General features: G+C 70.4%; 10 protein-coding genes and 1 pseudogene. 7 read left to right on the top strand and 4 right to left on the bottom strand.

Going from position 1 to position 14601, the window contains the following annotated elements:
* Positions 1 to 398: pseudogene (locus VFO26_RS05905) on the bottom strand (hypothetical protein); the annotation flags it as partial.
* Between the two features lie 95 nt (positions 399 to 493).
* Positions 494 to 901 (bottom strand): hypothetical protein, encoded by a 408-nt coding sequence (locus tag VFO26_RS05910; protein ID WP_325113984.1) that lies wholly within the window; start codon positions 899 to 901, stop codon positions 494 to 496.
* A 125-nt stretch (positions 902 to 1026) separates the two neighbouring features.
* Here VFO26_RS05910 and VFO26_RS05915 point away from each other — a divergent pair, with 125 nt between their 5' ends.
* Positions 1027 to 4629: a BTAD domain-containing putative transcriptional regulator gene (locus VFO26_RS05915; RefSeq protein ID WP_325113985.1), complete on the top strand. Its 3603-nt coding sequence runs from the start codon at positions 1027 to 1029 to the stop codon at positions 4627 to 4629.
* On the opposite strand, the gene VFO26_RS05920 is transcribed toward VFO26_RS05915, so the two are convergent.
* On the bottom strand, positions 4626 to 4769 hold the full coding sequence (locus tag VFO26_RS05920) for a hypothetical protein (protein ID WP_325113986.1): 144 nt from the start codon (positions 4767 to 4769) through the stop codon (positions 4626 to 4628). The genes VFO26_RS05915 and VFO26_RS05920 overlap by 4 nt on opposite strands.
* Positions 4770 to 5670: 901 nt before the next feature.
* Positions 5671 to 6951, bottom strand: coding sequence for a N,N-dimethylformamidase beta subunit family domain-containing protein (locus VFO26_RS05925; RefSeq protein WP_325113987.1), 1281 nt, complete (start codon positions 6949 to 6951; stop codon positions 5671 to 5673).
* Positions 6952 to 7068: 117 nt separating this feature from the next.
* On the opposite strand from VFO26_RS05925, the gene VFO26_RS05930 reads away from it, so the two are divergent.
* The 6 genes from VFO26_RS05930 (at position 7069) to VFO26_RS05955 (ending at position 14505) form a co-directional block, all read left to right on the top strand.
* Entirely contained in the window at positions 7069 to 8676 is a 1608-nt protein-coding gene (locus tag VFO26_RS05930; RefSeq protein WP_325113988.1) for a BTAD domain-containing putative transcriptional regulator, read from the top strand.
* On the top strand, positions 8673 to 11558 hold the full coding sequence (locus VFO26_RS05935; protein ID WP_325113989.1) for an eIF2A-related protein: 2886 nt from the start codon (positions 8673 to 8675) through the stop codon (positions 11556 to 11558). The genes VFO26_RS05930 and VFO26_RS05935 overlap by 4 nt, the downstream gene beginning before the upstream one ends.
* A gap of 75 nt (positions 11559 to 11633) precedes the next feature.
* Positions 11634 to 13640 (top strand): excinuclease ABC subunit UvrB, encoded by a 2007-nt coding sequence (gene uvrB, locus VFO26_RS05940; protein ID WP_325113990.1) that lies wholly within the window; start codon positions 11634 to 11636, stop codon positions 13638 to 13640.
* A gap of 16 nt (positions 13641 to 13656) precedes the next feature.
* Positions 13657 to 13905, top strand: coding sequence for a hypothetical protein (locus VFO26_RS05945; RefSeq protein WP_325113991.1), 249 nt, complete (start codon positions 13657 to 13659; stop codon positions 13903 to 13905).
* A complete protein-coding gene (locus tag VFO26_RS05950; RefSeq protein ID WP_325113992.1) occupies positions 13902 to 14213 on the top strand; it encodes a type II toxin-antitoxin system PemK/MazF family toxin in 312 nt (103 codons plus the stop codon). Before VFO26_RS05945 ends, VFO26_RS05950 begins: the two co-directional genes overlap by 4 nt.
* 16 nt (positions 14214 to 14229) lie before the next feature.
* Positions 14230 to 14505 carry a DUF2277 domain-containing protein gene (locus tag VFO26_RS05955; RefSeq protein WP_325113993.1) on the top strand — a complete coding sequence of 92 codons (276 nt, stop codon included), beginning with the start codon at positions 14230 to 14232 and terminating at the stop codon, positions 14503 to 14505.
* Positions 14506 to 14601: the final 96 nt, after the last annotated feature.

Below are 14601 nucleotides of genomic sequence, written 5' to 3' on the forward strand. Positions count from 1 at the left end.
GGCGTCGGCGGAGCCGGAGGCACGAAGCGGCCCTCGAGCACCGCGACGACGTCCATCGATCCGGACACCTTGATGGTGCACGGGTTACCCTGCCCGGCGCATGCGCCCTCCCAGGCCTTGAACGTATGGCCCGGGGTCATCGTGGCGGTGAGCTTCACCTCGCGGTTGGGCTCGAACGCCCGGGTACAGGCCAGCGGGCAGTCGATCAGGTACGGGTCGCTTCTCACGTACCCGCCGCCCCATGGCTTGACGTCGACGGTGAGCGTGGCGGCGCCCGTCCACGTATAGGTCGAGCCGTCGCTCTCCGGCGGCCGCGACTGGGCGGCCCCGGGGAGCAGCGCCGCGACCGCCACCAGCGAGGCGATGAGCAGCGCCCGACACGCGTACCTGCTTCTCATGGCGAAACCCCCTTCTTCGGCGGAGCACCGCGCCCCGCGCCGTGATAGGAGCGTGCGCGCCCTCGCTAACGACGCGCTAATCACCGCGCTGAGGTTCAGTCGCGAAGCCCTGCGCGGACGACGAGGCGGCCATCGAGCGACTCGGACGTGCCTACCTGCGCGAGGACCGTCTCGCCCTCGCTCACCGGAACCTCGAGCGAGAGCTGCGCATTCCAGACCGGGCTCGCGCAGCCGATGAAGGTCAACGACGAGCTGTGCCCGGTTCGTCGATACAGGCGGACGACGGGGTCGAGCGGCGTGCTGCCGGCGAGGTCGAGGACGAGCCTTCCCGAGCGGGCAGGGTGCAGCTCGTACCAGACCGACGTCGCGGTGGGGAGACACGGGGAGGGCTCGTCGGGCCTGACGCTCATACCCGACACGTCGATCGTGTCGGCGAACGGGAAGCTCGTTCTCGGCACCGGGTCGTCCAGCCTGCCGCTCTGGGTGGCTTCGAGGTGCGTCATCGCCGTCCTCCGTGGTCGCTTGCCCAGACGGTGTCGTGTCACGCCAACGATCCGCTAACTGCGCGCTCTTCCCTTACGCGAGCACGAGGAGTACCGTCGCCGCACCCGACGAACGGAGGCGATGGATGGAGTACCTCCTGCTCGGCCCGCTCGAGGTTCGAGCAGCCCGGGAGAGGCTCCCCCTCGGTGGCCCGAGGCAGCGCGCCGTACTCGCGGACCTCCTGCTCCACGCCGGCTCCGTCGTCTCGATGGACACGCTGATCGACGACCTCTGGGGCTCCGGGCCGCCCGCGACGGCGGAGGCGGTCGTGCAGAACGCCGTCTCTCGCCTGCGGAAGGCGCTGGGCCGGGACCGGATCGAGACCCGCGTGCCCGGGTACGTGCTGCACGCAGAACCGGGCGCCATCGACGCGCGGCGCTTCGAGCGCCTCGTCCACGACGCGCGCCCGTTGCCGCCGGCCGAGAGGTCCGATGCCCTGCGTGACGCCCTCGCCCTGTGGCGTGGGCCGGTCTTCGCCGACCTGGCGTTCGAGAACTTCCTCCAGGGCGAGATCGCACGGCTCGACGAGCTGCGCCTGACCGCCCTCGAAGACCGGGTCGAGGCGGAGATCGAGCTGGGCCGGCACGACGACGTGATCGCCGACGCAGCCGCCCTCGTCTCGAGGCACCCGGACCGCGAGCGGCTCTGCCGTCAGCTGATGCTCGCTCTCCAGCGCGGGGGGCGCCAGCAGGAGGCGCTCGATGCCTACGAGGCCACTCGTCGGGCTCTCGACGAGCAGTGGGGGCTCGAGCCCGCTCCGGAGACACGCGCGCTGCAGCAGATGATCCTCACGCAGGACCCGGCGATCGCCATCGGGAAACCGCCCGCCCGAGCAGTGGGCGCCGTGCGCCGCCCCGTATCCCTGCTGCTCGTCGAGCCGCTCTTCGACGACGAGCTCGAGCTCGAGGCGGCCGGGGCCGCGCTGGACGCCGTGCGCCGGACGCTCGCGGACGTCGTCGTCCGGCACGGAGGTGCGCTCTCGGCGGAGTCCGGCGTCGAGCTGGTTGCGGCGTTCGGGGCCGACGGTGCGCACGAGGACGACGTGGTCCGCGCGGCCCGAGCGGCGATCGAGCTGCGGGAGATGCTCCGCGACCGAGATGTCGACGCGCGGCTCGCGGTGGGGACGGGGAGGCTGCTCGTCGACGACGGTCGCCCGGTCCTGGTGGGAGCCGTCGTCGGGCGGACGCGACGCGCGCTCCACGACGCCGAGGCGAACGAGATCCAGCTCACCGCCGTCGCCGCCCGGCTCGGCGGCGACGCGTTCGAGCTCGACGCCGACGGTCGGCTGCTCGGCGTGCGTCCGGGCCGCCCTCGATCGGCCGCGGATCCTCCTCCTTTGGTCGGTCGCTCGGCCGAGCTTGCCCACCTCCAGGCGGCGTTCGACCGGGCGGTCGAGGCGGATCGGCCACAGCACGCGGTCGTCGTCGGTGAGGCCGGGATCGGCAAGAGCCGCCTCGTCGCGGCGTTCACGGAGGAGGTGCCGGCCGTCCTGCTCCAGGCAGCGTGCATCCCGTACGGCGAGGGAGTCTCGTTCCTCCCGCTCCGGGAGCTCGCCGAGCGGGCGGCGGCGCTCGACGACGGCGCACCCGAGCTCGGCGAGCTGGCGAGCGCGGACGCCGCGCTTGCGGCAGCACGCGGGCTCGTGGAGCACTTCACCGCCGACTGCCCGGTAGTGATCGTCCTCGACGACGTGCACTGGGCCGTTCCGACGTTCCTCGACCTCGTCGAGTACGTCGTGCGCGCCGTGAGCGGCCCGCTGCTCGTGATCTCCGCGACGCGACCCGAGCTCCTCGAGCGGCGGCCGGCATGGGCGGATGGGGCGATCGTGCTCGAGCCCCTGGGCGGGGACGACGCCCGCTCGCTCGTCGACGCGCTCCCCGAGCGAGACATGCTCGACGAGAAGATCGCGACGGCGATCCTCGAGGCGGCGGAGGGCGTGCCGCTCTTCCTCGAGCAGCTCGCGGCGCATGCCGCGGAGTCCGACCTCACGGATGACCAGATCCCGCCCACCGTGGACGCACTCCTCGCGAGCCGCATCGACGCGCTCGAGCCTGGCGAGCGCGCACTCCTCTCGCGGGCGGCGGTGGTCGGGCGTGTCTTCGCACGCGACGCGATCGTCGCGCTGACGCCGGAGACGGAGGCGCGCGAACTGGACGGGCGCCTTGCCTCGCTCGCCAGGCGTCGTCTCGTACGGCCACGCACCGAGGGCCACGAGTTCGTCCACCCGCTCGTCCGCCGGGCGGCGTACGGGTCGATCGCGCGGTCGGGGCGCGCCGACATGCACGACCGGGTCGGTCGGTGGCTGGAGAGCCGGGGCGAGGCCGACGAGCTCGTCGGCGCCCATCTCCAGCGGGCGGCGCGGGACACGGCGGCCGGCCCCGAGCGCGAGGCCCGGGCGCGCGCTGCGGCCGAGCGGCTCGGCAGGGCAGGGCAGCGGGCCCTCGTGATGTTCGATCACGCCGCCGCGGCGAACCTCCTCGAGCGGGCTGCGACGGTCCTCGATCCGGACGATCCGGATCGTCTCGAGTTGGAATTGGATCGCGGGCGTGCGCTCAAGGGCCTGGGGGAGTACGAGACGGCAATCGACCTGCTGAAGAGCGCGGCCGAGCGCGCCGTCTCGGCCGGCGATCGTCGGTTGGAGCTTCGGGCACGGGTCGAGCTGATCCTTCCGCTGCTCACGAGCGGATCGCTCACGACGGGGGACGCGCTGGCGCAGCTCGACCAGGCCATCCGTGTGTTCGAAGCAGGAGGCGACACGCTCGGGCTCGCCCGCGCCGAGCTCATGTCTGCACAAGTTCTCGACTGGTCGAAGCAGGTGGACCTGGCTACGCCGCACATCCGGCGTGCGGAAGACGCGCACCGACGCCTCGGGACACCAGCGACGACCAGCAGCCTCGCCGCCTTCAACGCGCTGCGGGGCTCCACGAACGTCGTGGACGGGATCCGGCTGTGTGAGGAACGCATGGCGCAACATCCCGATCAGATCCGCGGTACGGCGTACCTGCGCCTCTATCTCGCGTTCCTTCGCGCGCTGAATGCGGATCTCGAGGGAGCGTGGAGCGCCGGCGACCTCGCACGTGCGGACCTCGAAGAGCTCGGCGAAGAGGTCGGCCTTCACACGGTGTGGGCGATGTACGTCGGGTCGATCGCTCGGTTTTCGGGCGACGGGCTGCGGGCGACGGAGATCTTCACGCTTGGCGTCGCGTACGCACGCGACCGGCCGCCCCATCGGTCGTGGCATGCGTACTTTCTCGCGCGCCTCGGCGAGGCTGCCCTCGGACGAGACGATCTCGATGCTGCACTGAGCCTTGCCGAGCAAGCCCGGGGGGCCTCCGTCGAAGGTGATGTGGAGACGGAGATTTGGTGGCGACGCGTTGCGGCCCGGGCGCTCTCCGTCACAGGTCATCCGCGCAAGGCGGTGCGCCTCGGTCGTGAGACCGTGGCGCTCTCCGACGAGATCGATGACCTGGTCCTGCGCGGTGAGGCTCGACTGGACATCGCGGAGGTGCTGCGCCGAACGGGAAGCCGCGCACAGGCTTTCGCGCTGGCACGTGAAGGGATCGAGGCGCTCGAGCGAAAAGGCGCTGTGCTCCTGGCGGCGAACGGCCGTGTGCGCTTTGGCGACCTTCTGGCCGAAGCGGGCGGTGGGGGCGCGGCGAGCGCCGCACCCCCAGAACGCGTGTCCTAGCAGGCCGGTGGGCACATGCCGGCCGGCATCCGCTCCGGCTCTCCCGCCGCCGGCGCGAGCGTCTGGAACGTCGCCGCGCCGACGACGATCGTCGCGACGATGGCGATGACGGTGCGGAACCTCGTGGACGCTGCCTCCATCTCTGTCTCACCTCCTCGCGTAGTCGGAGGCGAGCGTCCGATCGGGCCTCAACGGGCCCATCACGGCTTCCAAACGGCTCGCTAACGTCCCTCGGCAAGGGGGCGGGCCACACCTCGCGCGCTCGGAGCTGCGGGCAGACGAGAGTCGTTCGAGCCGCGAGAGGTTCGGCCTCAGATGGTTCGGATGGCCGTGACGGCCACCTCAACCGCTCGGATCAGGCCACGCGGAGGGAGAACGACTTCGTCGCGCTCTTCCCCTCGTAGGTCACGACGATCGAGCCGCGCACGGTCGTGTGTGACATGGCCCTCGGGACGACGAGTCGGCAGGTCGCCCAGCCGGTCGCCGCGGCGCCGCGTCCCGTCGCGGATCGCGCCCCCGGCCCGAACGGTGCATGTCGTCGTGCCGCCGGCCAGCCCGGCATTCGTGTCGCTGCGCCGGGCGGGCACCCGCACGGTCAGCGGCTTGCCCGCTAGCGCGCGCGAAGGTGTGAAGCGCGGCTGTCCGAGCATCGGTGTGACGGGCTTCGTCGGCTGCGCGGCGAGCTCGTAGGTCCACGGGACGATGCTGTCGGGTGCCCTTCGAGGGCGTCGGCGACCATCTTCACCGACACGACGATGAAATCGAACGGTCCCGTAATGCCGGCGTCCACCGCCTTGAGCCCGATCTCCTCGCGTCCCGGGAACGCCTGCGACACGACTGCGAGGTCGGGATCCTCACACGTCGAGCCGCTCCAGCGATCCGCATCCCAGTAGGCCTTGCCGTGATCGGCCCTCGAGAGGGGCGCGAGGCGGCCTCCGCGGCCTCGCGCCCCTCTCTCCCCCCGATGCGGTAACGATTGCCCAGGGCGCTAACAGCTGCCTAATCGCCCAGTGGGATCCGGCAGTTGCTCGGCTCCGACGCTCAGGGCCGAGCGAGCCTCGCCCAGAGGTTTGCGAGCACTCGTGGCACGCCGGGCTCGAGTGCCTGCCCGGCGAGCGTGAACGCGCCTGCGGCGAAGACCTTTGCGCCGTGCTTGGTCTCGTAGTACGTCATCTGTGCGGTGAACCCGGGGCCGAAGAGGTCGGGGATCTCCGCGATCACCTCGATGCCCTCCGGGGAGTCACCCGACGTGCGGTCGATCTCGATGCCCCAGTCCTGGCCGAACCGCGAGCCGGGCACGAGGCCGGTGCCGGCGAACAGCCAGTCGGCGGCCGGGACGTCGCGCACGATCCACGAGCCGCGGGCCTCGCCGCTGTCGTTGCCGCGGTACTGGACGCCGAGCATCGCTGCCTCCGGCCGGCCGAGGTCACGCCACTGCTTCGTCTTCGTCATCACGGGGCCGCGTTTCACGACCTGCCAGAAGAAGTTGTTGGCCGAAAGGAACGCAAGGTTCCCGCCCAGGTCGCGGTACCGCTCGACGACGTCGAATTCGTGCGTCGTCACGTACTCGTGATGCCCCGGGAAGACGATCAGGTCGTAGGCGACGGCAAGTGCATCGCCGTTTCGGATCTCGTCGAGGTCCTCGTCGGTCAGCACCTCGACGTCTCTTCCACTCCGCGACAACCAGTGCAGGAACGGCAGGTCGTAGCGGCGGAAGTGGTAGGGGACGCCGCGGTTCAGTAGCGGCCGACCGAGGCGCACGGTGCGCCGCTTCCAGTCGCCGTACCAGGAGTCCGGCTTGCCGTCACCGTCGTCGTCGCGGAGGTTGTAGGCCTGCCAGGTGAGCGTGGGGAGGACGATCGCCACACGACTCGCGCCGAGCTCGCGCGGACGGACGACGAACGGCGCGAAGCCGACGCGTCCGTCAGCGGCTGCGAGTCGCGCGAAGTAGAGCCCCGAGGCCCAGTCGCCGACACCGATCGGAACGAGACCGTCATCGATCTGTCGCTCATGCGTCACCGGGATGCCCTGCAGCTCGTTGTTGCCTCGGGTCGTGATCCGCTCAGGTCCAACACGGAAGACCTGCAGGCGGATCCGGGTCGTCTCGTGCCGCACGACGAGCGTCGCCGTCTCGCCGGGGCTGTAGCTCTCCCGCCGAAAGGCAGCCTCGACGCTCGGAACGAGCTCGATCGCCGTCGGGACCCGGCCCTCGAGCTCCTCGTCCTCTTCGATCGCGGCTGGCGCAACGGGGTGTGAGCCGGATGCGACCAGGGCGAGCGCGGCGACGAGTACCGCCGTTGGGTGTTGCGTGACCGTGGACATGCCGCCACGGTCGGAAGGGGCGGAAACCGCTCGGCGACCGGGGTCCAACGGCCCGCAAACGGCGCCGGTGCCACGCGATTAGGAACTGGTTGGGCGACGGTGCTACAACCGCGATCGGTGCAAGAGTTCCGGATCCTCGGCCCGCTCGAGGTGCGGGGCGACCACGGCCCGATCACACTCGGAGGGCCGCGTCAGCGCGCGTTGCTCGCAGCGCTGCTTCTGCGCGCCGGTCGCGTCGTGCCGACGGAGCAGCTCGTCGACGAGCTCTACGGGGCGGAGCCTCCTCCCACGGCGACGGCGTCGTTGCAGAACGCCGTAGTCGCGCTGCGGAAGGCTCTCGGGCCCGACGTGCTCGTCACGCGTCCGCCCGGGTACCTCCTCGCTATCGCACCCGACCAGATCGACGCACGGCGCTTCGAGCAGGTGCTCACCGACGCGCGTCGCGCTTCTGTCACCGAACGCCGCGACCTGCTCGTTCGGGCGCTCGGGCTGTGGCGGGGCCCCCCGCTCGCCGAGTTCGCCTACGAGGAGTGGGCGCAGACCGAGGCCCGTCGTCTCGAAGAGTTGCGTCTCGTCGGCACGGAGGAACGGATTGCGACGGACGTCGAGCTCAGCCGGGCAGCGGAGGTCGTGCCAGAGCTGCAGTCGCTCGTCGACGAGCATCCGCTTCGAGAGCGACTGCGCGAGCTCCTCATGCTCGCCCTCTACCGAGCCGGACGACAGGCCGAGGCGCTGGACGCCTATGCCGCCGCGAGAGCCGCTCTCGACGAGCTCGGCATCGAGCCGGGCGAGGGGCTCCAACGGCTGCAGGCCGCGATCCTCCGTCACGAGGCCGGCCTTTCGAGGAAGGGCAACGGCGACCACGACTCCGACGCCGAGATCGTCAAGGCGATCGTCGCCGGCCGCGTCGTCCCCGTGCTCGGTCTCGACGGCGGTCAGGACCTCGCCCAGCAGCTCGCGCTCGCCTTCGGCTACCCGGCAGACCGACCGCCGGATCTCGCTCGCGTGTCCCAGTACGTCGCGACGATGAACGGCTCGGGCCCGCTCTACGACGAGCTCCATCGGCAGTTCGAGGCGGCCGCGGACCCGCAGCCCGTGCATCGGTTCCTGGCGACTCTGCCGCCGCTGCTCCGCGATCGGGGCGCGCCGCACCAGCTCGTGATCTCGACGAGGTACGACCTCGCGCTCGAGCGGGCGTTCGAGATGGCAGGGGAGGAGATCGACGTCGTCACGTACGTCGCGACCGGGCCGTACCGTGGCAAGTTCTGGCACCGGCCGCCGGGCGAGGAGCCGCGGCCGATCGACGTCCCCAACACATATGCCACGGAGCTCTCGCTCGAACGCCGAACGGTGCTGCTCAAGCTCCACGGTGCCGTCGATCCCTTCCCCGATCGGGAGTGGGAAAGCTTCGTGATCACGGAGGACGACTACATCGACTACCTCGGCCGTTCCGATCTGGTCTCGTCCGTGCCGGTCGCGCTCGCGGCTCATCTGCGCCGCAGCCACTTCCTGTTCATCGGCTACGAGATGGTCGACTGGAACCTGCGGCTCGTGATGCACCGCGTCTGGGGCGACCGGCCGCTCGCCTACCGCTCGTGGGCGCTCGACCCGGAGCCGACCGCGCTCGAGCAGGCGTTCTGGCGGAGGTTCGACGTCGACGTGCTCGACGTCGAACCCGACGCGTACGTCGGTCTCCTCGGTCGTCGCCTGGAGACCGTGGCATGAACCTGAAGTCGCCCTATCGGGGACTGGCCGCGTTCGAGGACTCCGAGCTCGACGCGCTCTACTTCTTCGGGCGGGAGCGGGACTCGGAGATCGTCGTCGCGAACCTGATCGCGTCGCGTCTCACCGTGCTCTACGGCCCGAGCGGGGTCGGGAAGTCGTCGCTCCTGCTCGCAAGCGTCGCACGGGCGCTCCGTGCGCTTCCGGAGAAGCCGCTCGTCGTCGTCTTCTCGAACTGGACCGATGCGCCCGAGCAGTCGCTCGCGCGGGCGATCGCGGACGCGGCGGGCGTCGAGCTCGGCCCGCTCGTCCACGTCGCGACGCTCGCTCAGGCCCATCGCGACGTCTACCTGGTGCTCGACCAGGCCGAGGAGTACTTCACGTACCACGGCGACGGTGACGGCTTCGACGTTGCGTTGGCGACCCTGGTGGACGGATCGCTCCGCGTCAACGTGCTGCTCTCGCTGCGAGAGGACACGCTTGCCTCCCTCGATCGGCTCAAGGCCGCGATCCCCAACCTGTTCGGGAACGTGTTGCGGCTCGACCATCTCGACCGGGCAGCGGGCCGCGCGGCGATCGTGAAGCCGCTCGAGCGCTGGTCAGAGCTCGAAGGCGATGCCGTCGCGATCGAGGACGAACTCGTCGGCGACGTCCTCGACGGCGTCGGCACCGGTGTCATCGAGATGGGACCGGGTGGACCCGGGGCGTCGGGTGGGAACGGCCGCTCGCCGGGAATCGAGGCGCCGTACCTGCAGCTCGTCATGCAGCGACTGTGGGACGTCGAACGCTCTAACGGCTCCGCGACCCTCCGCGCCGCGACGCTCGCAGGGCTCGGTGGTGCGGGGCAGGTCGTCGCCGACCACCTCGAGCGGGCGATCGAGGCGTTGACGCCCGAGCAGCGGGACATCGCGGCTCGGCTCTTCGACCATCTCGTGACGCCGTCGGGCACGAAGATCGCTCACGAGACCTCCGATCTGGCGCAATTCGCCGGCGCCTCCGAGGGCGCGGTCAAGGACGTGCTCGGCGTCCTCGCCGAGCATCGGATCATCCGGACGGACGATGCCGGGCGCTGGGAGATCTTCCACGACGTGCTCGCCGGAGCCGTGCTGGGCTGGAAGACGCGCCACGAGGCGGCGCGGGCCGTCGAACGGGCCCGGGACGAAGCGCGTCGGCGGCATCGTCGGCTCGCGTTCCTCGCCTTCGGCGCATCGATCGGTCTCGCGCTGGCGTCGGCGCTCGCGGTGTTCGCGTTCTCGCAGCGCAGCGAGGCCCGCGAGCAGGCCCGCGACGCGAAAGCGGGGCAGCTCGTCGCAAGCTCGCTGTCGATGCTCGGCAGCGACCCCGAGCTCGCTCTCGAGCTGGCGCGCGAGGGCGCCGCGCTCGACCCCACGCCTCGGGCCGAGGAGGCGCTGCGGCTGTCGCTCGACGCCTCGCGACAGCGGGCCGTCTACGACGTTGGCCACCCCGTCGTCGAGCTCGATGTGAGCCCGAGAACCTCTCGCGCTGTCGTCGTCGGCGATGACGACATCGCGCGCGTCCTCGACCTCAGGACGGGTGACCAGCTCTGGTCTGCGCGTGTGGACGGCGCCGCAGCAGCGTTCGGCGCCGAGGAGCGGACTGTCCTCGTGATCTCGAGAAGGTTGCTGCGCACCCTCGATGCCAGGACCGGAACGCCGGTACGGAAGCCGGTCAAGCTCGCCGTTGTGGGAACGCCGATAGGGCTAGCAGCAAGCCCGGAGGGTGAGACGATCATCGTCCTCTCCGGCAAGCCGCGGGCACGTGTCTTCTCTCTGCCGTCCGGGGCGCGCATCGGCCGTCTCAAGCACGTCCGGCAGGTGACAGGGGCCGCCTTTGCGCCCTCCCCACGCCTGGTCGCGAGCGCAGGCGTCGATCGCACCGCCCGGCTCTGGGATACCCGCACCTGGGAGCAGATCGGTGTGCTTCGCGGTCACGTCGGGCATGTCCAGTCGGTCGAGTTCGACCGGGCAAGCTCCAGGATGGCGACGTCGAGCACCGACCAGACAGCGCGTGTGTGGTGGACGTCCACGGAGGCAGTCGTCGCCCCACTGATCGGGCATACGGGCAGCGTCGGCGACGTCTCGTTCGGTCCCGCGGGGGCTCTCGTCACGGCGAGTGCGGACGCAACCGCGAGGACGTGGCGAAGGAACGGTAGACCCGCACATGTGCTCCTCGGCCACAGCGGGGCCGTCACACGGGCGGCGTTCCTGTCGCGCGCCCTCGTCGTGACCGCGGGCGCGGACGGCACGGTGCGGCTCTGGGACCCGGGAACGCGGATCGAACTCGTACCGGATTCCGGCGCGGGCCCAACACCGCCGAGGAAGCGCGCCACCACGCAGGCGGGGGGAAGCGTCGCCGTGGCCGAAGGCAGCGTCGTGCGACTCCGAGTCGGCGGAATGGAGAGCGTCCTCCGCGGCCACAAGGATCTCGTGAATGCAGTCGAGTTCAGCCCCGATGGCAAGCTCCTCGTCACGGCGGGGCGCGATCACGACGTCATCGTCTGGGACGTCGCAAGCGGAAGGCAGGTACATCGGTTCGACGAGGCCCAGTCGGCGTCGGTCGAAGATGCGCGGTTCAGCCCCGACGGGCGCTGGATCGTGACCGCCGGTCCGATCTCCGCGCGCATCTGGAACGTCGCCGATGGCCGGCCACTCATGTACCTGTACGGTCCGACGTCGCATGTGACGGCGGCAGCGTTCGGGCGCGACTCGCGCACCGTCACGACGCGTGAGAAGGGCGGCGTCGTGCGTCGTTACGCCTGCGAGCTCTGCGGCGGGATCGACGAGCTGACTGCCCTCGCCGAGTCGAGGCTGCGGGCCACGGATCGGACGCTCACCGACGAGGAGCGCGCACGCTACCTCGGCTGAGGGGGAGCCGCGCGGCGAGCTGCCGAGCCAGCACGCAGCGGAACACGCGTTCTGCCCGTTGCTACGCTCGGCGGGATGCCCGATCTCCGTGTCACCTCCGCCTACCGCCCCACCGGCGACCAGCCCCGCGCGATCGGGGAGCTCGCCACCTCACTCCACGCGGGCAACCGCTGGCAGACACTTCTCGGCGCGACCGGGACGGGCAAGACGGCGACGATGGCGTGGGTGATGGAGCAGCTCCAGCGCCCGGCGCTGGTGATCGCGCACAACAAGACGCTCGCCGCGCAGCTCTGCAACGAGTTCCGGGAGTTCTTCCCGGAGAACGCCGTCGAGTACTTCGTCTCCTACTACGACTACTACCAGCCCGAGGCGTACGTCCCGCAGGCGGACCTCTACATCGAGAAGGACTCCTCGCAGAACGACGACATCGCGCGGCTGCGGCTCGGGGCGACCAGCTCGCTCCTCACGCGCCGCGACGTCGTGGTGGTCGCGTCCGTGAGCTGCATCTACGGGCTCGGCTCCCCCGAGGAGTGGCGCGAGAAGGTGCTCGTGCTCGAGGTCGGCTCGGAGCACGACCGCGACGAGATGCTCCGCACTCTGATCGACTCGCAGTACGTGCGTAACGACACGGTGCTCGCCCGCGGCCGCTTCCGGGTGCGCGGCGACGTCGTCGAGGTGCAGCCCGCGAACGTCGAGACGGCCTATCGCATCTCGATGTTCGGCGACGAGGTCGAGCAGATCTCGCACTTCGACCCGCTCACGGGCGAGGTGCTCTCGAAGCTCGACAACCTCGCGATCTGGCCGGCGACGGAGTACATCACCTCGAAGCCGACGATCGACCGCGCAGTCGACGAGATTCGGCACGAGCTCGAGGCACAGGTATCGGCGTTCGAGGCGGAGGGGCGCATGCTCGAGGCGCACCGCATCCGCCAGCGCACCGAGTACGACCTCGAGATGCTGAAGGAGCTCGGGTTCTGCAACGGGATCGAGAACTACTCGCGCGTGCTCGAGGGGCGCCCGCCCGGCTCGCACCCGTTCACGCTCATCGACTACTTCCCGGACGACTTCGTCGTCTTCATCGACGAGTCGCACCAGACCGTGCCGCAGATCGGCGGGATGTACGAGGGCGACCGCTCGCGCAAGCAGACGCTCGTCGACTACGGCTTCCGGCTTCCGTCGGCGCTCGACAACCGGCCGCTGCGCTTCGACGAGTTCCTCTCGAAGGTGGGGCAGATGGTGTTCGTCTCGGCCACGCCGGGGTCGTACGAGCTGCGGCACTCCCAGGTCGTCGCGGAGCAGCTGATCCGCCCGACCGGGGTCGTCGACCCCGAGGTCGAGCTGCGCGCGACGAAGAATCAGATCGACGACCTGCTGGGAGAGATCAGGCGGCGCGAGGCAGCGAACGAGCGGGTGCTGGTCACGACGCTCACGAAGAAGATGGCGGAGGACCTGACCGACTACCTGCTCGAGTCGGGCGTCAAGGCGCGCTACCTGCACTCCGAGATCGACACGCTCGAGCGGATCCAGATCATCCGCGAGCTACGGCTGGGCGAGTACGACGTGCTCGTCGGCGTGAACCTCCTCCGCGAGGGCCTCGACCTGCCCGAGGTGTCCCTCGTTGCGATCCTCGACGCGGACAAGGAGGGGTTCCTGCGCGGGAAGACGGCGCTCCTGCAGACGATCGGGCGGGCGGCGCGGAACGTGAACGGCACCGTGCTGATGTACGCCGACAAGCTGACCGAGGCGATCCAGGGAGCGCTCGAGGAGACGAACCGGCGCCGCGCCGCTCAGCTCGCGTACAACGAGGAGCAGGGGATCACGCCCGAGTCGATCGTGAAGGGCGTCTCCGACATCGCCGAGCTGCTGGCGCTCGAGTCGCCCACCGTCCCCGGCCGGCGGCGGCGCGGCAAGCAGGAGGTCTCGGGGATGAGCCGCGAGGAGCTCGAGAAGCTCGTCGTCACGCTCGAGGAGGAGATGTACGTCGCCGCCGAGGAGCTCCGCTTCGAGTACGCCGCCAAGCTCCGCGACGAGGTCAAGGAGCTCCGCCGCGAGCTCAACGCGCTTGTGGACGCACCCGCCTAGCCGTACACTCTCTTGTATGTCGAAGATGATTACGGTTCGTATGTCGGACGACCGGGTCGCTGCGATCGACGCACTCGTCGCCTCCGGTCGGGCGAGCCGGGCCGCCGTGGTCGTCGAGGCGATCGACAGGCTCGTGGCGGACCTGGAGCGCGAACGGATCGACCGGGAGATCGTCGAGGGGTACACGCGGATCCCGTCGACGCCCGAGGAAGACGCCTGGGCCGAGTGGTCGGCGCGCGAGTCCATCCGCGAGGAGCCCTGGTGAGGCGCGGCGAGGTGTGGTGGGTCGAGTCCCCCGCTACGGGCAGACGGCCCCATCTCGTGCTCACGCGGGACGCGGCGATCGCTCCCTTGACCCGTGTTCTGGGCGTGCCGGCGACACGGACGATCCGCGGCATTGCCTCGGAGGTCGAGGTCGGGCCCGAGGACGGCATGCCCGACCGTTGCGTTCTCTCGCTGGACAACCTGCGCGTGCTGCCGAAGTCATTCTTCGTCGACCGCATCTGCGCGCTCGGGCCGGAGCGCATGGACAGCGTCTGCCGCGCCCTGGCGGTCGCGACCGGATGTCGCTGACAAGAGAGGAGACGCAATGTGCCGCAACATCAAGACGCTTCACAACTTCGATCCACCGGCGAGGGAGGACGAGGTCCAGGCCGCTGCGCTGCAGTACGTCCGCAAGGTGAGCGGCTCGAACAAGCCGTCGAAGGCGAACGAGGAGGTGTTCATGCGCGCTGTCGATGAGATCGCGCACATCACATCCCACCTTCTCCAGGATCTCGTGACCGCCGCGCCGCCACGCGACCGCGAGGCCGAGGCGGCGAAGGCGCGCGCCCGCGCCGAGAAGCGCTTCGGCGCGGCCGCGTAGCTACGCCGCCGCGAGCGAGGCGTTCTTGTCCGCGAGGTAGCGGAGGTACGGCTCCGGGTCGATCGGCCCGCCGGCGACCCGCGCGGTCATCTCTGC

The sequence above is a fragment of the Gaiella sp. genome (assembly GCF_035710885.1).
Classification (GTDB): Bacteria; Actinomycetota; Thermoleophilia; order Gaiellales; family Gaiellaceae; genus Gaiella.